Here is a 21132-nt window from a genome sequence, read left to right as displayed (position 1 = left end):
GAAATCAAGTGCTGCCATTACCTAATTTAGATAATCAAAACTATAAAGAAATATTAGAAGGTATGATAAAAAAAATACCTAGGGTGTCACCCCAATGGACTGACCAAAACTATCATGATCCAGGTATTACGTTGCTACAGTTGTTTTCCTGGCTCAAGGAAATGCAGCAGTATTATATAAACCAGGTGGGAGATAAAAATAATTTAAAGTTTTTAAAACTATTAGGTTTTGCACCTAGAAAGACTGTTCCTGCCACTTCGGATGTGTTTTTTAGAAATATTGTTAAGGATACAGTGTTACCTAAAGGTACAAAGCTTCAGGCGAATGATGTAGTTTTTGAGATACTGGACACTGTAAACTTAGTAGATAATAAAATAAAAAAGATAATATCGGAAAATAATTCTGATAAAGTGGATATTTCAAATGTTACATACTCTAACCAGTCACTTGGGTTTATCTTTGGGAAAACACCAAAAACAGGTTCTAAACTATATATAGCATTTGAGAAGCCTCTTAAAGTAAAGTCGAAAATATCCATGTTTGTAGATATTTATAATAATTATTTTGTAAAACGAAACACAATAGATGATTGTGCTTTTACTCCTTTAGCCTTATTGAAGTGGGAGTATTTCACAAAAGATGGATGGAAGCCATTAAAAATAATAAAAGATGAGACATATTCCTTTTTGAATACGGGCTATATGTTGTTTTTTCCAGAGCAAGAAATGGCTAAAGATAAAGCAGATGATGAAAACTTTTATTGGATAAGATGTACCCTTGAAAAAAATAATTACGATGTTGCTCCAAGAATTAAATCACTTAATCTAAACGCATATAAAACAGTGCAACAAAACACATTAAGCGAGGTGTTAACTTTTAATGGAAATGGAGGGAGCAGACAGGTTTACTCCATTGACTCATATCTTTCATTGTATGGCAGCATAGATATTCAGGTATGGGATGATAAAGGTTTTTGGAGGTTTTGGGATGATAAAAAAGGTACAAGTGGACAGCATCTTTTAAAAAATGTCTATTGTATTGAAACTAAAGAAAATGTAAAACAGCTTATTTTTGATAAATCATTTTGTGAAAATGTCCCCGATAAAGGGAGTTCTAATATACGGGTAATATTAAGAGATGATAATTTATTGACAAATAAAATTTTAGGTGGAAGTACAGGATATCCTGATCAGGAATTTGAAATAGGTGCTAAATCAATAATGGAAAAAAATCTTATGTTACAGGTTGGTAAAGTATCAGATAATGGTGAGATGGTCTGGGAAGACTGGGAAAGGACAGATGATCTTGATTCATCAAAGGCAAATGCCAAACACTATATTCTAAATTCAAAAGAGGGAAAGATAATGTTTGGCAATAATGAAAAAGGCAGTATTCCACCCTCAGGGACTGACAACATTTTGATAATTTCATGTTCTACCTGTCAAGGCAGCAAAGGTAACGTAAAAAAAGGGGAAATAAATAGTTTTTATGCAGAGGAATTTTTGGAGAATAGAGCTTTTTTAAATATAAATTTGTCAAACGGTGACCACGCTTTAAATGGGACAGATAAAGAGACAATAGAAGATGCAATAGAAAGGTTCAGAAAAGATTTAGGCAGTTCAGGGCGTGCGATAACCCTTGAAGATTACGAGGATATAGTAATGAACACTCCTGGACTAATGATTCAAAAAGCAAAGGCTATTGCAAATTTTAAGTCTAGCCATTCTTATGAAGCAGCTGGAGAAGCTAGCAATTGTATCGGACTTGTTGTAAAACCCTTTAGTGAATATGAAAGACCATGCCTTAGTGATATATACATAAAAAACATAAAAAAACAAGTGGATAAGTATAGGCTTATTACTACTGAGGTACGTATTATGTCTCCTGAATATATAGGCATTGAAGTTTATGGTGAAATAGCCTCAAAGTCACATTATAAAAATGCAATGAGGGATATTAAAAGTGTTATTTTCAAATTTTTTGGTGTTTCAGACAATGGTGACAACAGAGGATGGGAATTTGGCAGCACTGTACAGTATGCAGAAATATACGAAATAATTGAAGGACAAGAATGTGTTGATTATATAGTAAGTCTTACATTAAATGCCCAGGGAAAAGGCGTGGAGAGAAATATAAACGGAGATATTATTATTCCTCCTAATGGGCTTGTATACCTTAAAAGTTATGATGTATTTGTTAAAGAGTAAAGAAAAACTTATAAAGATAAAGTACTTATAGGAAGGTAGTGACATTAGATGGGACAAGACACAAAATTCTTTTCCTTAAATGGATATAATGATTTAAGAAATAGTTTTAGCCAAAATATAAAAATTATGTCTGATGGATCTTTAGAGCTAGCAGAAGGAAGAACTAGAGGGACCTTTATCTGGACATCTATAGACAGCAGAGAAAAGGGGATGTCTTGGTATAGAATACTTGTTGATGGTTATATACCCCAAAATGATTTTATAAAGCTATCGTGTTATGTAAATGAGAAAAAGACGATATTTTTTAAGGACAAACTTATAGACATTGATGATTGGCTATTGGATGACTCTATAAAAGATAAAGAGAAAATGGAACTTTTTGAAGTTTTAGATATTGTATCTTTTAATAATGCAAAGGATGTATTAATAAACAATGCAAAGGGAAGGTATTTATGGATTAAGATTGAATTGACTAGTAGTCAGAAAAAATCTCCTATAATCAGAAAAATAAGGGCATATTATGATGTTCAGTCATTTGTTCAGTATCTTCCTGAAATATACCAGCAAGAAAATGATAGTAGTGAATTTCTTGAGAGATTTCTCGGAATATTTCAATCTTTGTATCTTGATATGGAAGAAAAAATTGACAATATATCAAATTATTTTGACCCTGAATGTGTTTATGGAGAGTTTTTGAATTTTTTAGCAGACTGGGTTGGGATTGATGATGTTCATATATGGGATGCTCATAAGTTAAAAGCTCTTATAAAAACATCTGTAAAATCATACAAAACAAAGGGTACTAAGGAGAGTATAGAAAAACATGTAGAGTTATACACCACAGAGAAGCCTTATATCATAGAACATTTCCAGATAAAAAAGTTTAATGATATTGAAAAAGATAAATTAATGAAACGGCTTTACAGCGATAGTCCATATATTTTTACTGTTATTGTTAAAGAGCAACATGTACCTGGCAGAAAGGAATACTCTGAATTAAAAAAGATAATTGACAGTGTAAAACCTGCACATACCCAAGCAAACTTAGTAGTTTTAAAACCTTTGATACATCTGGGGAATTATTCCTATCTGGGAATAAACAGCTATTTAGAAAGACCGACTAAACTTAAACTGGATGGATATTCCACTCTTACATTTAACACAATGCTTGGTGGATAAAAATAGTATCAGAATTTTGATTAATTGAAAAATATTTAATATTTGAAATAGGTTGCTTTCATAAATCAAGATATTTCGTAAGTTGAAAATATTAGGAGTGATTTTGTGATAGAATCAAATGACTATGGTTTTTGCTGGACGGAAATCGATATTGATGTAATAAGAAATAATCTAATAAAAATAAGAGAAAAAGTTAGTAATGATACAAAGGTTATGGCAGTAATAAAGTCTGATGCATATGGACATGGAATGGAGAGAATTTCACAGATAATTTCTAATGAAGGTTTAGCTGATGCACTTGCAGTATCTAATCTAGAAGAAGGATTAAAATTGAGAAGAATAGGGACAGGCTTGCCTGTTTTAATTTTAGAGAATATATTTTCTGAGCAAATACCCCAAATAATCCAGTATGAACTTATACCTTCTGTGTTCTCAATATATTTTGCAGAAAATCTTAACAGGGAAGCGAAACTAAAGGGTATAAAGCAAAAAATACATATAAAAGTTAATACAGGTTATGAAAGTAGTGGAGTGGATGTAGAAAAGTGTGTGGATTTTATAAGAAGAGTTAACGAACTTGAGAACCTAGAAATCGAAGGAATTTTTACCCATTTAGTGTCAGCTTATGATAATAAAAAAAGTCTGGTATACAAACAACTTGAATTGCTTAATAATTTGCTTTCAGAGATAAAAAAAATGCAAATAAACATTCCAATAGTACATGTTGCAAATAGTCCAGCAATCTTAGCTTATCCAGAGAGTCATTATGACATGGTAAGAGTAGGGACATTAATGTATGGCTTATCACTTCCTTTTATAGATACAGAGCATGAGTTTTCACAGGCAATGGAGCTTAAAGCAAGAATTAACAGCATCAATGATTTTAGGCAGGGAAAAATGTTTGGATATAACTGCAAAGATTATATTTGTTCTGAGAAGACTTTTGCCACAGTTTCAATTGGCTATTATAATGCCCCGTTTTTACTGTTTTCTGACCATTTAGATGTTTTGATTAGAGGTAAAAGAGCACCTGTTTTTGGTAAAGCAAGAATGGGATCCTTAATTGCAGATATAACTGAGATTAAAGATGCCAAAGTTGGTGATGAAGTTGTTATATTTGGAAAACAATTCTTTGAATCCATTACCCCTAAAGAAATATCACAACGAATTAATATTGGCGTAACTCGTTGCGATAGCATTTGTTTTTTAGGGAATGGAACTAAGAAGATTTATAAAGAATAGATTGATTTAAAAAAGTCTTAAAACTTTTTTAAAAGAACACCATGTATAGCGGAAAGGAGTGGGTTGTATGAATAAAAGAATTATACTCAGGTTGGCTTTAGCATCAATTATTTTTTTAATATCAGTTTTACAGTTGTCAAAATACAATGAAGAATTTTTTCTAATTGAATCTAGAGGAGATAATACCAACTATCTTAGTGCAGATTTTATAATAGATGAAATGAATAATAAAAACTTAGGGCCTATATTAAAAGAAGGAGACAAAAAATTTAAGATTGCTGTTGTACAAAGTGGAGAGTACTATGCCTATATAGATTATTTCTCAAATATGCTGGAGGGACTCAAAGAAATAGGATGGCTCAATGATGTAGATTTGCCTAAAGAAGCAGACAGCATGCTTTCTTTTTTAGAGGAGTTAAACAGTATTTCATATAGTGACTATGTTGAGTTTTCCGTAGATTTGTTTTTTGACATGGAATGGGATACAGAAAGAATGAAGTCATCAGAATTTTCAAGCATTAAAAATTCTGATAATATTGATTTAATTATCAGTCTTGGTACATCTTCAACACGGTACATATCTAAAATAGGGGATTTTCCTATTCCTGTTCTTGGAGATGGTATTTCAGACCCTGTTGGAGCTGGCATAAGCAAGTCGTATGAAGACTCAGGAAAAGATTTCTTAACTGTTATGTGTGACCCAAGTGTATATTTAAGACAGGTCAGACTTTTTCATGATATTGTTGGATTTGAAAGATTGGGTGTTCTTTATACAGATACAGTTGAGGGAAGAAGTTATGCTGCGTTAAGAGATGTTGAAAAAGTATCCCAGGAAAGAGGCTTTGATATGGTAGGCTTTACAAAATACCTCATTGAAGAGGAAGTGCCTGAAGCTGATGATATGTTTTTAAAGGCGTTAAAAGAGTTAAGCCCTCATATCGATGCTATATATTTAAATCCTAGTGCAGGCGTTAATATAAATAATCTGCCCAACATACTAAAAATACTTAACAATCATAAAATTCCATCTTTTGTCATGATGGGGTCTATGTACGTTGAAAATGGAGTGCTATACGGTGTTTCCATGGAAGAATTAACGTCAGCTGGGATTTACAATGCAAAGAAAGTTGAAATGATACTGCATGGTTATAAACCAAGAGAATTGAATCAATTATTTGAACACAATCCGAGGATTTCTGTAAATCTTAAAACTGCAAAATCTCTTAATTATGATGTTCCTGTTGACTTATTATTGAGTACTGATGAAATATACTATTAAGGACTTAGTTTGCATAATTTTTCTTTTTAAATCGTCGGGATTTTGTCCCTTAGAACAGGCCAATACTTCCAAAACATTTTTTAGGAGGGGAAAACTTGAATAAATTTCGAAACGTAAGCATGATTAAAGGAGCAATTATTATTTTAGTAGTATCTCAACTCTTGACGCTGTTTCTTGCTATTGCTTCTTTTGATGATGTTTACAGAGAGTCATTGATTTCTGAGTTTCAAGTGGTTACAGGTGAGATTAAAGAAGAGATAGAAAGAGGTATAAATCTAGGAAGACCTATAGACAGGTTTACTGGTTTAGAAGACATTCTTAAAAGAGGGCTTTATCGAAAAGAAAATTTAAGTAATATGTTTGTAACTTCTGTTGAAGGAAGGGTACTTGGAGCGACTCAACAAGAAGCTGAATCTACAATTCTTGATATTGGACATGTGGATAACCTAGATATTTATAAAGACAATCAGTATAACATTATAGAATATAAAAACCATTACTATATTGTAGTTCCTCTGCTTCATAATGATGATAACTTGGTTGGATTCTTAATCTCTCAATTTAATAAAAACATTATTACTGAAAGAATTGTAGAAATACTTCTTAATAACCTAGTATATTTTGTGTGGATTTTAATTGGGGCAGCCTGCCTTATAGTTGTATTTCTTACTTTGATAGATAATTTTAGTTCTGAAAAAGATAATAATTTAAAAAGGTTTTTTAACATTGAAAGAAAAAAGATACTGGCTATTTTAGCTGTTCTTTTGATAGCTCAATCATATTATACCTATCTCAATTACAACTATTTCAAATCTGCCTATACAGAAGTTATAGAGTCAAAAATTTCATCGTTATCATGGAATATGAAAGAAAATATTGAAACCCTTATGGATTTAGGGTTATCTATAGATAGCTTAAAAAACATGGAGAATGTGTTGGGAATAAGCATTGCTGACTTTAAGGAATGTAAAGATGTATTTGTTACAGATAAGGAAGGAGAAATACTATATAGGGCAGATTACAAAGGCAGCCGAAGTATTGTGGAAGGAAATTTACTGGAAGAAGACAGGCAAAGTGATTTTTTCAAAATAAAAGATGAGTTCAAGGAGTATATCAATGAAATAAGAGATAGTGATGGAATTTTAAAAGGTTATTTGGTGTATATTCCAGATTTGAAATTACAGGAGAGCCAGCTTAGCGATATGCTTCAGGACTCGGTAACTATTATACTTGTATCACTGCTTTTTGCTTTTGAAATGCTTATGTTCCTTACCTTGATAGCTAGAAGGAAAAGGGCTCTTATTGATGGTAGTGATGAAAAAGAATTTGATGATGACAGTGGATTTAAAATAATAAGGCTTGCTGCATTTACCTTCTTTTTAGGAGACTTGTTTTCAATGTCTTTCCTACCGTTATTCACCAAAAATCTCTATAGTGAAAATCCTGTAAATCTGTTAGGATTGTCCCAAGAGGCTATAGTTAGTCTTCCTATATCTGCTTATATGGTTGGTGTAACAATAATTATTCCTGTTGTAGGGTTTATATCTAAGAAAATATCTGTAAAGAACATGTTTTATGCTTGTATAAGTATTTCGATAATTGGATCATTATTCTCTGCACTGTCAGTTAATGTTCCAATGTTAATTGTATTCAGGTTTTTAGCTGGCATAGGATATGGAGGAACAATAATAAACTCTATAGATTTTATCATTCAAAACACAAGAGAGAAATACAGAGCCACAGGTTTTGGAAATTGGTCTGCAGGATATGCTGCTGCAAGTATTTGTGCCCTACCAATAAGTAGTGTAATTGTAAGTAAATTTGGTTACAGGGTGGGATTGATGCTTTCTGTGGCAACTGGAATAGCTTTTGCAATTATTGTTTACCATTATGTTAAAGACAAAAAAAGACCTGTGGATGATATTGATGACACTAGAAATTTTAAAGAGAGTTTAATAGATCTATTTGTAATATTTAAAGACAGAAATATAGCACTTTGTCTTTTCTTGTCCAGCATACCGTTGCAGATTTGTCTTGTAGGAGTGTATCAGTTCTTTTTCCCTCTATATATGAATTCTATAAATATTTCCCAAGGGAATATAGGAAGGCTAATGTCGATATTTGGCATCATAAGCCTTATGACACCACTAGTTGCAAAAATTTCTGATAAAATTAACAACAATAAAATATTTTTGATTTGTGGAAACATGATAATTGGTGCTTCATTTTTATTGTATCTCACAGGTGGAAGTGTTTTAATTGTAGCTATATCTATAGCTGCAATAGGGTTAGGAAGTACCTTTGTAGATGCTGTAAGGGAAGCTTATCTTATATCAATAGATAAGTCCAGAGAAATTGGTGAGACAAAAATGATAAGCATTTATTGCACTTATGAGAAGTTTGCAACCGTCTTAGCACCAGTTTTTATAGGGATGCTTATGGCCTCATTTAATCCTACTATGGTAATAGCCTATATGGGAATCGTTTTGATATTTTGTATTCTAATGTTTGCAGTTTTCACACATGGTAAAACTAGTAAAGTCAATAAAGAGGAAAGCAGGGAAGCGTAAGTAAAAAAATAATTTTAATGGAGGTTAAAATGGCTGATAAAATAAAAGTAGCAGTAGTATTTGGAGGAAAGACATCTGAACACATAGGTTCTGTAGAGTCTGCTTTATATGTTTTAGCTTATATGGATTGTTCAAAATATGACATCCATGCTGTTTACATTAAGGAAGATGGAAAACCTTCCACTCCAGAGGAATTCATAGAGCTGATTCCAAAATTTCTCAACAACCCGGAGATATCAATATTTGATGAGAATGAGAAAATGCCCCGGGGCTTTTTAGAAAAACTTAAGACATTTTCTTTATTTAATTCACATAGTCAAATAAATAAAAGCGATTTTTATGATAATATTTTGAGCCACAAATATCATATAGTTTTTCCAGTTATGCACGGAAAATATGGTGAAGATGGATCAATACAGGGGCTTTTAGAATTTTTAGATGTTCCATATGCAGGGTGTGGTATATTAGGTTCAGCTATAGGACTTGATAAGGAGATTGCAAAAAGGGTTTGTATGACACATGGTATACCTGTTGTTGATTTTGATGTAATAAGAAAGAGTGATTGGATAAAAGATAAAAATAATTGTATAGACAGAATTGAGAAAAAGTTATCATATCCCAATTTTATTAAGCCTTCCAATTTAGGGTCTTCTATTGGTGTAGCAATGGCTAAGAACAGAGATCAGTTTATTTTAAGTGTGGAAAGTGGTTTAGAACTAGACAATAAACTTCTTATTGAGAAAGCGCTTAATATAAGTGAGTATGGAATTGGAATATTAGAGGGGGATGATATTAAAATAAGTCTTCCAGCTAAGTATAATTGCTGTAATGAATTTTTAGATTATGATGCTAAATTTGGAAGTAATGCGTTAGAGGATGATATACCTGCAAAGCTTTCAACTGAGGGTATTACAAGACTAAAAGAGATGGCGGGGAACATTTGTTTAGCCCTCCAGCTGGAAGGGTTTTCGAGAATAGATATATTTATTGATGACAAAGAAAATTTTTATTTTAATGAGGTTAATACAATGCCGGGATTTGGAGCACACAGTGTGTTTGCAAAGATGTGGGAAGTTAGTGGACTTAATATAAGTGAGTTGTTAGACCAAATGGTAAAGACAGCTCTAAACAGGAATAGAGGAGGGAAATAAGGATGAAGGGGTTATTTCATTCAAGGTTTGACAATACTCTTTTAGATGTTCCCTATAAAAATAATGAAGAATATCTTTTAGATATTTTAAAGTTTTATGAAATTAAAATTGTAAATCTTTTCAAAGCTGAACATGAAGAAAATTCTCCAGAAAATCTTAGTCAGCTTAAAGGACTGGTTATTTCAAAAGATGAGGTGCTTGATATATTAAGGGGGGAGCTAAATACAGATAGTGTTGAGGGTGCTTGTATTTACAGTGAGGATATTGAGTATGCAGAAGAATTTATAGATAAAAGAGTTAGGGCAAGTTTAAAAGAGGGGGTATTCCTTCCCCTTGTATACATAAATACTATATTTAATCTCAATCATTTTGAGCGTCACTGTGTTATGCTTGCCATTACCGTAGAGTTAAATAGAAAGTTTGAAAAACTTTATGGATTTCTTCAGGATGATATAACACTGAGACTTCCTACATTGGAATTGGCTATAAAGCTTTACACATTAAATTCAAGGGCAGTACCAAAAGCTATTTCAATGATTAATGATCGTAAAATATTGGATCAATATTTTTTTTCAAGTCTTAATGACTTAGCAAGTGATAGATCGGATTTATCAAAGGTCTTAAAACTAAATTCAAGAATATTAAATTTTATTCTCGATACAGGTATTGAAGATGAAAAAGCATCTCAAATGGCAGATGTTTTTTATCCTAATCAGGATTTAGATGAACTTTTAGAGGGACAGGATATGTTAGATACAATGAAGGGCATTATAAAAGGCAATGAAGGACTATTTAAGCAAAAACTGCTGTTATATCTTAAAGGGAAAAGGGGAACAGGTAAGAAGTTTTTAGTAAAACATTTATGTAGAGAATTAGGACAAACTGTACTTTTTGTTGATGTGGAGAAAATATTAAGGTCGGGTGAAAGCATAGAAACAAACATGAATACAATTTGCAGAGAAGCTTTAATTCATGGTGCAGCACTCTGCTTTTTTAAACTTGAAGTTTTACAGGATGAAGAGACCTTAGATTATACAAAAATATATGCCTTATTAAAGTGCGTAGAAAAAATTGGAAACACAGCTTTTGTTTTATCTGAAAAGGAAATTAATATAAAGGATGAACTCTATGGCTATAAGATTATAGATATAGAGTTTAAAACCCCTGGGAATATGTCAAGGTTTAACATATGGGAGAAAATGCTTTTGAAGTATAAATTAAAGGGGGATATAGACATTTCTGGTATTGCAAATAAATTTCAATTTACACCAGGGCTTATAAAAAACTCCCTTGAAACAGCAAAAGATATGAGTTTATTAGAAAATGATGAGGGGATTTGTGAAAAGACATTATATAGTGCCTGTTTTAAGCAGGTATCACACAAGCTTCCCTCTATGGCGTCAATTATAAAACCAGTGTTTAAATGGGAAGATATCGTACTTTCAGGTGAAGCAAAGAAGCTTTTGAAAAATGCATGTGACTTTGTAAAATACAATCACATAGTTCAAAATCAATGGGGTTTTGATAAAAAACTTCCCTATGGAAAAGGGCTTAGTATTTTACTCTACGGGCCTCCTGGTACTGGTAAAACAATGGCAGCACAGGTAGTGGCAAATGAGCTTCAGCTTGAAATATATAAGATAGACTTATCCGAAACGGTAAGTAAGTATATTGGTGAGACAGAGAAAAATTTACAACAGTTATTTGACAGGGCAAAAGAGAGTAGTATGATATTGTTTTTTGACGAGGCGGATGCCCTGTTTGGAAAACGTTCAGAAGTAAAAGATTCTCATGATAGATATGCTAACATGGAAGTGTCTTACCTTCTTCAAAGAATTGAAGAACATGAGGGCATTACCATACTTGCAACCAATTTTATTCAAAACTTTGATGAGGCATTTAAAAGAAGGATTAATTTTATTGTAGAGTTTCCATTTCCTGGTCCCGACTTTAGAAGACAAATCTGGCAAAATGTCTATCCTAAGGAGGCACCTGTTGAAAGAGATATTGATTTTGATTTTTTAGCAGAGAGATTTGAGCTTACAGGTAGCAATATAAAAAATATAGCCCTATTTTCAGCCTATCTTGCAGCTGATGATGGCACAAAAATAGAAATGAGACATATTTTAACTGCCTTAAAGTATGAGTACGGAAAGATAGGGAAGACCCTTTTAAAAGATGACTTAGGCCCATACTATAACCTATAAAATGGGGTTAGGCTCGAATAAGTAAATTATTCAAGCCTGACCCTATTTTAGTTTGCATTTACCATTCTACTCAGAGTAGCTAGAAACTCTAGACCCGTCTAACATATTTTTTACTTTTATTTTTTCAAGAGGCACATCTGTAATGTCATTCCATTCATCATAATTGTTGTTTGATAACATGAATTCAAATTCTTCATCATTGTCGTCTATAATTGCATTTATATTAATATCTTCATAATCAAGGTTTTCAAGAGTTTTTCTAATCAAGAATTCCTTATTTCGTATAAAAGAAGATAATACTCCATAATGCATTGCCAAATCAAGATTTTTTTTAAATTTAGGATATTTTTTATTATATGATTCTTTACAGTCGTTAATAAACTTTTGTTTTCTATCAGGAGATTTTTTATTTGAGCTTCCCATTAACTGTGTCAGCTTATCATATCTAGTATCATTTTTTGCATTTTCATTGATTGGATTTCCGAAATCATCTAAAAGTCCTTCGGCAACTATTATTCTATATTTATACATAGCGGCTTTAGAGCGGAGATTATACATTTTGTTCTTATGAGATTTATGCTTAGATTCCACATCTTTAAATTCATCATTCATTTTTTTAAGTTTGTTTGCAAATGATTCTTTTATATAAGATTTATTATCTTCAAATTTTGTGGTTCCTTTAGAGTTATTTAATTCTATCAATTCATTTTTGACTGCTTTTCCATCTTCATTTGTAACATCAAGAATCATTTTTTTGTCTGATTTTTTGTAATTTAAGAATTCGGTCTTTAGTTCGTTAATAAATGATGAAGCATCTTCGTTTACATCCTTTGTAATGTTTCCTTTAATATTTAATAATCCTGCATTCCATTTAGCTAATTCATATTCATATTTTTTTTCAAACATATAAAATGCGCTTGCTTTTGCATATATTCCGCCAGCTATAGTGACGTCAACATCTGTTGAATAGGGGAATTCCAATTTCTTAAACAAAAAGTCTTTATTTTTATATTCAAAGTTAGATGAAATACCAACTTTACTTAAAAGATCAATTCGTGCTTCACCATATAGTCCACCCTCTAAAGAAACAATATACTTTGAGCCTACCTTAATACCTGCTATGAGTTTAATGCCAGCCATACCTTTTAGACCAAGATCAGCGTTTATTTGCCAAATTGAAGGACTGTCTATTGAATTAGTTTGTGAGGTGAGATTTAAAATGCTTCCTTCTCCAAATAATGACATATAACCAAATAACTCTATTCCTCCTTTTGCAGAGAGAAAAGGTATGCCTAATATAGGTACGTTGATTTCGGTTGAACTCATAGGAGGTAAAATATTATCTGGGAGAGTAAACTCAGGAGTTTTCAATGAGCCACTTAAAGTTGCTAAATCAAAATTTAGCTTAAAGCCAAATTTGTCAATCTCAAAGGCAGGGGCTATAAAGGATAAACCTTTGGCAGTACATTTTAGTTTGCTTTCATTTTTTGAACCGTCATCATTTATTGTTGAATTATTTTCTAATGTGACCTGTCCTAATTTTAGACCAAAACCTTCAAGACCTATGTATTGAAGATATTTTGAGGCTCCACCAAAAAAGGATTGAGCTTCATCTTTTTTATCAGAAGCCTTAATTCCTTCAGGATTACCTGAGCCAGTTGTTATTTCAAGATTTGAAATGTTTAAAACATTGTCGTTAAATGATGCAGAACCAATCTTTAGGTTGAAAAAGGAACAGGCTAGTTTAAAATCATTTAACGTTCCACTTGTCTTTCCAGTTTTATCAAAGTTTACCGAAGCATTATAGGCACCTCCTGTTAATCCTGCAAAGTCAAAGTCAAAAGCTCCTGAGACACAAAGATTTTCAGTATCTTTTTTTATAGTTGCTTCTTTTATAGAAAAAGTATCATTAAAAAAGTTAAGATTACTAAATGTTGCGTCAATTTCTTGAAAGTCAAAGCCCTGGCTGCCAGCTTTAAACCCTGATATATCAGCCTGTGCTTCACTACCTAGAAATTTTGCATTGGCTTTAAAGTGATCGGCTGTAAAAAGTTTATTTGAAGAAGAGTACTCTACATTTGTTGCATTGAAGTTTAGTGTACAAAAACTTACTTCTATACTGCCGTCTGCACTTTCGTCTTCTTTAATGCTTTCATCATTATTTTTACTTCCTATCTTAAAGTACCATTCACTTTCATTTTGAAAATCGGTTTTTTGTGCAGTTATTCCACCTTCAACATTGGCTGTAAAACCTGCAATGTTTAATTTAGCATCCTTTGCACTTATTGTAGTTATACTTGAGTTTTCTGACTTATTTTGAGTATAATCCATTTTAGGAGAGGTTATATTTATGTAATCATAGAAACTGACACTGTTAGCTGAAAGGGTGAAGGAATCCCAGTCATATTTACCTTGAGATACAGTTAAGTTAGTAATATTTCCTGAAAAATCTGTGCCAGCTACTTTGCCAGATGCAGAGGCATTTTCAACAGATGCAGATTTGCTTCCAGAATTGAAATTTATTCCAGTGGCATTTGCTGTTATACTGCCAAAGTTTAATTTTGCACTTCCATTTTCAATTCCTCCAGACCAGTTTCCAACTCTATGAATTAGAGTGCACTCACCATTTAAATCCACAAAGCTTTTAGCATCCTCAGAACCTTCTTTTTTGCCGTTCATAATTTTAATACCCTCTGATAAAAACAAGTCGGTATAGTCTCCATCGTCGTAGATTACAGCAACTAAGGGATTCTCAATTCTTACTATGTCATATAGATTGAAACTGTCTCCTGATAAATAAAGAGAGTTCCAAAGATAACTTTTTTCTGTTAAATGCAGTCCTTGAAAGTTTCCGCTAAAAGTGTTTTTGAGTATATTAGCTGATGCAGGTGCACTTTTAATAGGTGCAATTTTTTTATTGGCATCAAAGGATATATCACTTGCATCTACAGATATTTTTCCAAAGTTAAGCTTAGCAGTTCCAGAATCAAATCCATTAAAAAACATACCTGAACTATACATAAGTGTACTATTTCCGGCAACATCTACAAATTCATCATTTTTTTCTGATGAAGAAGCAGTACCGTTTTTTATTTTAAAGCGGCCAGAAGTTAAATTATTAATATAATTGCTATTGTTATATAATACAGAAAATTCAGCATTATTAATAAGAAACATATCAAAAAGATTAAGACTGTCAGTTGATGATAGCATAAATGCGCCCCAAGTATATCCAATTTGATTTAGATTAAGGCCTTGGATTTCTCCATTAAAGGGGGTTGCCCCAATTAATTGATAAGAGGAAGCTTTAGACATATTAATTGACCCTGAGTTTTCGTCCACACTCATTTGGGAAGCTTCTACCGATATATCTCCAAACTGAAGTTCTGCAACTGAAGAGTTAAGATCAATTGTAAATATACCAGAGCTATAAATAAAGTCCCCCACATTTTCGAGATTTACCCAAGGGTTGGGACCATAAAAATTACCATTTAGAATTTTAAAACTACCGGAAGTTAATTTATTATTATAATTACTATTATCGTATTCTACAGAGAATAAAGGATTAAGTAAATGAAGCATGTTGAGAAAATTAAGGCTTGGGGCACCAAGCTTAAAGTTACTCCATTTGTAACCTTTTTTATCAAGATTTAAGTTTTGAACAATTCCTGTAAAAGGAGTATTTAAAATATTTTGAGATGCTTGGGCACCTGTTGTTGAAGCATTTTTTGATGCTGCATCTATTATTATGCCTCCTGCATCCACTGATATGGTACCAAATTGTAGTTCGGCAGTCCCAGATTTAAGTCCACCTGAAAATTTACCCGATGTATATGAAAGAGTTTTTTCGCCATCTATATTAACCATAGGTTCAGCAGCGGAGGGTAATGGCGAGTTGCCATTTTTTATTTTAAAGTTACCAGAAGTTAAAATATCAGTGTATTTTTCATCATTATATTCAACTGAAAATTCAGGTTTGTCAATTTGAAATAAGTCATATAAATTTAAAGTGGTTTCAGAGGACAGTTTAAACTCGGTCCACTTATATTGTTTTTTAGCTAATTTTAAATTTTTAATGTTTCCTTTAAAACTGTTTTTAAGTATTTTTTCAGATGCTTTTGCATCACCAATAGATGCAGATTTTGAGTTTGTATTAATTTTTATATCTGATGCATCAACACTTATATTTCCAAACTTAAGTGTTGAAATTCCTTCTTCAAGTCCACCTGAAAATTTACCTTCTCTGTATAAGAGAGTTTTTGTTCCTTCTATATCAGCCATTGAGTTATTTCCGTTTTTAATTTTAAAATCTCCTGAGGTTAGAGAATTTGTGTAGTCTTTCTTTAAATATTCAACAGAAAATTCAGCTTTATTGACATGAAACATGTCATATAAATTAAGTTTATTATCTGTAGACAGAACAAAGGAAGACCATTTATAACCGTCGCTACTTAAAATCAAACCGTTAACATTCCCTTTAAAAGGGGTGTCGCCTATTTCTTGTGATGCATTGGCAGAAGCAGATAAAGACATGGTTTTTGTGTCAAAAACTAATTCTGATAAGGTTACATCGATATTGCCAAACGGAATGGAAGCTTGTGAGTCGAGATCAATTGTAAATGTGCCTGCTCTGTATAAAAGTGAATTAGTACCTTCTAATTCTACAAAGGGTAGATTTGATGTGTTTCCTTTAATTTTAATGGATCCTTCCATTAATTCATATGTATAATCTTCTTCAATATAGTTAACCTTAAATCTTGGATTGTCTATTTTTAAAACGTCAAAGTCAAGTAGGGAAGAGGAAAGTTCAAAAGAGTCCCAATTATATCCAGCGGTATTTAAGTTTAGTCCTGTAATATCTCCTGAAAAACTACTGTCAAGTATTTTATCAGTTGCTTTGGCACTGCCGATTAAAGCAGATTTTGAACCTGCATTAATTATTATATCTGATGCATCAACATCGATGCTACCAAATTTAAGCCTGGCATTTCCTGACAAGAGTCCTTCTGAAAACTCACCAGAATTATATAAAAGGGTATTTTCACCAGCATTAATGTTAACCATAGGACTAGAAGTTTCGTTGCCACTTTTTATTTTAAAACTGCCGTCAGATAATATATCAGTGTATTGTTCATTGTCATAAATAACTGTAAACTCAGGGTTCTCCACTTCAAACAAATCAAATAAATTTAGTTTTTCAGATAGTAGATTAAAGGAGTTCCAGCAATAACCGTCAATATCTAGATGTAAATCTTTAATTTCTCCTTTAAACTCAGACTGTTCAATGATTTCTGAGGCTTCAGATTTTGAAATTGTGGCACAATTATCCTCAATGTATGCATTAATACCACTTGCTTCTATATCTATGCTTCCAAATCTTAAGAGGGCTGAACCATTTTCAATTCCATCTGTCCATTCTTGGTTTATATATGAAAGGTTGGGGAGACCACTTAAGTCTGTATATGGACTTGAAAGTGGATCATTGCATTTGGTACCGTGTACTATTTTGAAATCACCTCTTGTTAAGAATAAATTATATTTTCCTTTTGCATAATTAGCTATAAATCTAGGGTTTTCAACTTGGATAAAATCAAATAGATTCATTTTATTTGCTACTAAGTAAGTTTGTTGAAAAACATAAGTGTAATCAGTTAAGTCAAACCTGAATTTTTTTAGCGGTTCTTCTCCAGTAAATTGACCACCAAATACAGACATTTTTGGGATAGCATTTTCGGAACTGTATAGACCTTCGCTGGATTTGTAATAGAGATTTTTTATTTGAAATTCAAGATTTTCATGCTCAATATCTAAATCAAAGCCTGAAATATCTCCAAAATATTTTTTGTTTGCAATATCGTAACGTAAATTGACTTTATCAGGAGTTTTAACATTTTTAATACCTGGAAGTAATAGTTTAGTATCATATGACTCAATGTCAGCGATACCTTTGGATTTAATGCTAACAGATGGATTTTCAAGTAAAATGAAACTTCCAATTAGCATATCTTCTGTACGAAAATTTTTTTCTCCTGTAAATAAAACTTCTAGAGAGGAGCCAAGCTTTGCAAAAAAACTTAATTTTTTAGTTTGTGCCTTTAAAACATCTTCTCCCTTATCTTTCATTTCTTTAGCGTGGGATTTACTAACTTTGGTATCTAATGTCGGAGTCTGTAATTTTTTTAAGTTACTATGGACTGAGGATGCAGTTTCAAAGGAGCTAACTCCATCTGCTAAATCTATTTTCAATGGCCCACTATCAGGTTTAATTGATGCTTTTTCTCGTTTAACTTGAACTTGGGTTTCTTCCACATCATTTGGGTTATTGGAGGTGACTTTGTCAGGAGTAAAAATTTTTAAACCTTGGTCTGTTTTTTTAAAATCTGGAGTTTTTTCATTCTGATATGATTCCATGAAATTAGAGGGTGCTTTTTTCATAGCAACCAAATCAGATGTAAGAGAACCTTTTCCAAAAAAGCTTGATGCAGTTTTGAAAGAGTTTTTTACACTACTCCAGGCTCTTGTAAAGATTCCAGATTGTTTTTTTGGAGTATCAGAATCTTTCTTTTCATTATCCGATTGTTTACCTAAGCTGTCAGCCTCTATATAAGCCTGTAGCAGAGCTTCTTTGTCAAGTTTTGCAGAGCGACTTGAAGCTTCAGCCGGCAAATTATTTTTTGTTAGATTATTGTCTCTGTTATTTGCAGTTTTTTTTCGTTTTGAATTCCAAAATGCCATAAAAAACACCCCTTACTATGTTTTAACAGTTAATTCTTGTTACTTGATAAGTTTTTTTGATACGGTATCCAAATTTTAAAGCTAAACCTATTGATACAGGGTTTGATGAATCCCAAGAAGGATAGATATTGTTATCTAAGCAGTATAGAATAAGTGCGGCAGCAGCAGTAGTTGCAAGCCCTTTTCCTCTAAAGGCTGTATTAGTGTCAATTTCAATTTCTATTCCTCCAGCAAAAATTGAACAGGACGATGCACCAGACACAATATTACCATTATGGATAATACAATATCCCACTCCTCTTTTGCAAAAATCTTCAGGAGATTTAAAGTTTTTAATAAAGTCTTCGGACCACTCTTCTTTTTGTAGTTTTTTAGCAATTTCCACATTCATAGGTTTAACTTGGAATCCTTCAGGTAATTTGCTTAGAAAACCTTTTACGTGTTCATAGTTCAAGTTGTCTGGGGTAAAGTCATGTCTGGTTATTATAGATATTTTCGAATCATACTGGACTTTTATTAGTTCACTCCAGTAAGGAGAAGAAGGCAAAACAGTTACAGGATTGGTTAAGCTTTTTACTAAACCTAAGGCAGTAGGGCATTTGGAATCTCCGGCAAAAATGGTATAACCACTAAGAGAAAGCTGACAGACAGAAGGGTTGTCTATACTGTCAGACCATGCATTTCCCATGTATCCTTCAAGTACTGAGTTAATCATTGGAAATTCATATACATCATTAAATAGGTTTTTTAATTTATATCTTTTATCAGTAGGTACCTGAATAATATTTGTTGACATATCGAGACTCCTTAGTTTTTTTAAAAAGCTAATCAAGACAAGAGAACCGTCCCCTTGTCTTATTCTAGAATGTCTTTTATTGGAGTGTCGGAATAAATAATTTTCATTATTAATGGGAGAAACTCATCCATGGTAAGTATGTTTATTATGATGTTATTGCCTATGATGTCATGTGAATTTGTATTATCTATAAGTTGAACAGCTGTTTTAAAATGGAATTCTCCTGTATCCATGTCAATTTCAAAATTACCTATTTTAAGTCCATAATTTAAGCGAGTGATAAATTCAACAGTTCTTAAAATTTTGTCTTTTGGAACTTTAATTGACAAAACAGAATAATATATGAATTTCTTTTCCTCCTCAAGGCATTTGCAAAAGGATGACCATGTGCCATTTTTACCTTCTACATCAATTTTAATTAAATCGTTTATTTCATTAAAAGCCCATCCATTTTCTTTAGCTATCTCACGTACTACATCAATAATTTTTTCTGACATTATTTTTCCTCCTTAAAATTATAATTATTGTAATCTTTTATTTATTCACTCTAGGGCACCTGAATGGTAGTTTGCCCGGGATTTGTTATTTGTATGATTCCTGCCCATGTACACATAAGTTTTGATGAGTTATTAAGTGCAGGCATATTTGCAATTAGTACAGTGGGAGAACCTGGAACCCAAGGGCTTGGTGTGTTTGGAATGCAAGGCATAGGAGTTAAGACACCTAAAGCAGCAGCTGTAGCTGATGCTACCTGTGGGTTTGCAAGAGAATTACACATACCAAATGGAAGAATATTAACCATTGGTTTGTAATCCATTATATTGGCTACAGGCATTGATGTTAATACTTTATTTTGAGGGGTAACAGTGAAATTGCTGGGGGCAGTTCCAAAGCTGCATTGCAGCATTGCACCACCACATACACATATACCCATAATAACACCTCCAAATAGAAAATAATAATAAATTTAAAAAGTTATTGTTCCAATTTTATTTCGTATATTTTTTGAAATTTCAAATTCCCTTGAAATAACCCTGCTGTTATACTCAGCTTCAAGTATAATTTCCTTGTTGTTATCAATTTTAAAATCAAGAGGCATAAGAAACTGGCCATTTTTATCTGTTCTGGTTGAATAAACTTTAAGTATATAAGCATCATTTTTGTTATATTCATGTGTTAATGGCTCTTTTAATATAAATGTATTGTTGTTGTCAAAGCTTTCCAAAAGGGTAAAGTATTCTTTTTTGTCACTTTTTTTATCACATATTAAAAAAGTTTTACCTTCAAGGTTTTTGCTTCCTGAGGAGTATAAAGTAATTAAGTTTTTATCCTTTAATTTTTTAATTTTAACTATTTTATAATCAGAGCTTTGGTTATGAGGAACAACCTTTATGTTAACCCCGTCTAGAGGATTATTGTTAGAAGATCTAATAACACCGGTGACGGCTGTACAAGTAGTAGAAAGATTATAATTTACATTTGGTTTTAATCGTATTTTAACTACAGGTGAAGAAGCTTGTAAGCTTTCAGTGTTGATATTAAAGATTTCATCAATGTATTTTGATGATTTTACCATTATTTGAATCTGGTTTGATGGCAGATTTGTAAAGACATAAAAACCATCGTTTTTTCTAAGGGGATTTATATTTGTATCTTTAATTGACAGTGTAAATCCTGATCCATAAATACAACTATCAGTAAAATCATCTATTAGCATTACTGCCAAATTAACTCTAAAAAGCTTCTTACATGCAAGCAAGGTCATA

12 protein-coding genes are annotated in these 21132 nt (G+C 32.1%); 7 read left to right on the top strand and 5 right to left on the bottom strand.

Features of this window, described 5'->3' with window-relative positions; genetic code table 11:
- Nucleotides 1–8 precede the first annotated feature (8 nt).
- From RBH29_RS02835 to RBH29_RS02805, 7 genes are all read left to right on the top strand, one after another.
- Nucleotides 9–2207, top strand: a complete 2199-nt coding sequence (locus RBH29_RS02835; RefSeq protein WP_306695002.1) for a baseplate J/gp47 family protein — start codon at nt 9–11, stop codon at nt 2205–2207.
- A 48-nt stretch (nt 2208–2255) separates the two neighbouring features.
- Complete coding sequence (locus tag RBH29_RS02830) at nt 2256–3386, top strand: phage tail protein (RefSeq protein WP_306695001.1); 1131 nt, start codon at nt 2256–2258, stop codon at nt 3384–3386.
- A gap of 105 nt (nt 3387–3491) precedes the next feature.
- The gene (gene alr / locus RBH29_RS02825) at nt 3492–4628 is read left to right on the top strand and encodes an alanine racemase (protein WP_306695000.1); all 1137 of its coding nucleotides are present in this window, start codon (nt 3492–3494) and stop codon (nt 4626–4628) included.
- A gap of 67 nt (nt 4629–4695) precedes the next feature.
- Entirely contained in the window at nt 4696–5907 is a 1212-nt protein-coding gene (locus tag RBH29_RS02820) for an ABC transporter substrate-binding protein (protein WP_306694999.1), read from the top strand.
- Between the two features lie 95 nt (nt 5908–6002).
- Nucleotides 6003–8477: an MFS transporter gene (locus tag RBH29_RS02815; RefSeq protein ID WP_306694997.1), complete on the top strand. Its 2475-nt coding sequence runs from the start codon at nt 6003–6005 to the stop codon at nt 8475–8477.
- A 17-nt stretch (nt 8478–8494) separates the two neighbouring features.
- Nucleotides 8495–9628 carry a D-alanine--D-alanine ligase family protein gene (locus RBH29_RS02810; protein WP_459076750.1) on the top strand — a complete coding sequence of 378 codons (1134 nt, stop codon included), beginning with the start codon at nt 8495–8497 and terminating at the stop codon, nt 9626–9628.
- A gap of 2 nt (nt 9629–9630) precedes the next feature.
- Nucleotides 9631–11835, top strand: a complete 2205-nt coding sequence (locus RBH29_RS02805) for an AAA family ATPase (protein ID WP_306694993.1) — start codon at nt 9631–9633, stop codon at nt 11833–11835.
- Nucleotides 11836–11901: 66 nt separating this feature from the next.
- Here RBH29_RS02805 and RBH29_RS02800 read toward each other — a convergent pair whose 3' ends face one another.
- The 5 genes from RBH29_RS02800 to RBH29_RS02780 are packed head-to-tail and all read right to left on the bottom strand — an operon-like array spanning nt 11902 to nt 21131.
- The gene (locus RBH29_RS02800) at nt 11902–18570 is read right to left on the bottom strand and encodes a hypothetical protein (RefSeq protein WP_306694991.1); all 6669 of its coding nucleotides are present in this window, start codon (nt 18568–18570) and stop codon (nt 11902–11904) included.
- Between the two features lie 22 nt (nt 18571–18592).
- Nucleotides 18593–19366, bottom strand: a complete 774-nt coding sequence (locus tag RBH29_RS02795) for a GNAT family N-acetyltransferase (RefSeq protein WP_306694989.1) — start codon at nt 19364–19366, stop codon at nt 18593–18595.
- A gap of 59 nt (nt 19367–19425) precedes the next feature.
- Nucleotides 19426–19863: a type III secretion system chaperone family protein gene (locus tag RBH29_RS02790; protein ID WP_306694988.1), complete on the bottom strand. Its 438-nt coding sequence runs from the start codon at nt 19861–19863 to the stop codon at nt 19426–19428.
- A gap of 50 nt (nt 19864–19913) precedes the next feature.
- Entirely contained in the window at nt 19914–20300 is a 387-nt protein-coding gene (locus RBH29_RS02785; protein WP_306694987.1) for a DUF4280 domain-containing protein, read from the bottom strand.
- Between the two features lie 33 nt (nt 20301–20333).
- Nucleotides 20334–21131, bottom strand: coding sequence for a hypothetical protein (locus tag RBH29_RS02780; protein WP_306694985.1), 798 nt, complete (start codon nt 21129–21131; stop codon nt 20334–20336).
- Between the last annotated feature and the right edge of the window lies 1 nt (nt 21132).

Origin of the sequence: Herbivorax alkaliphila (genome assembly GCF_030848475.1) — a bacterium.
Taxonomy (GTDB): domain Bacteria; phylum Bacillota; class Clostridia; order Acetivibrionales; family Acetivibrionaceae; genus Herbivorax.
Note: the sequence above shows the minus strand (reverse complement) of the source record. Positions and strands in the feature narration are given on the sequence as shown.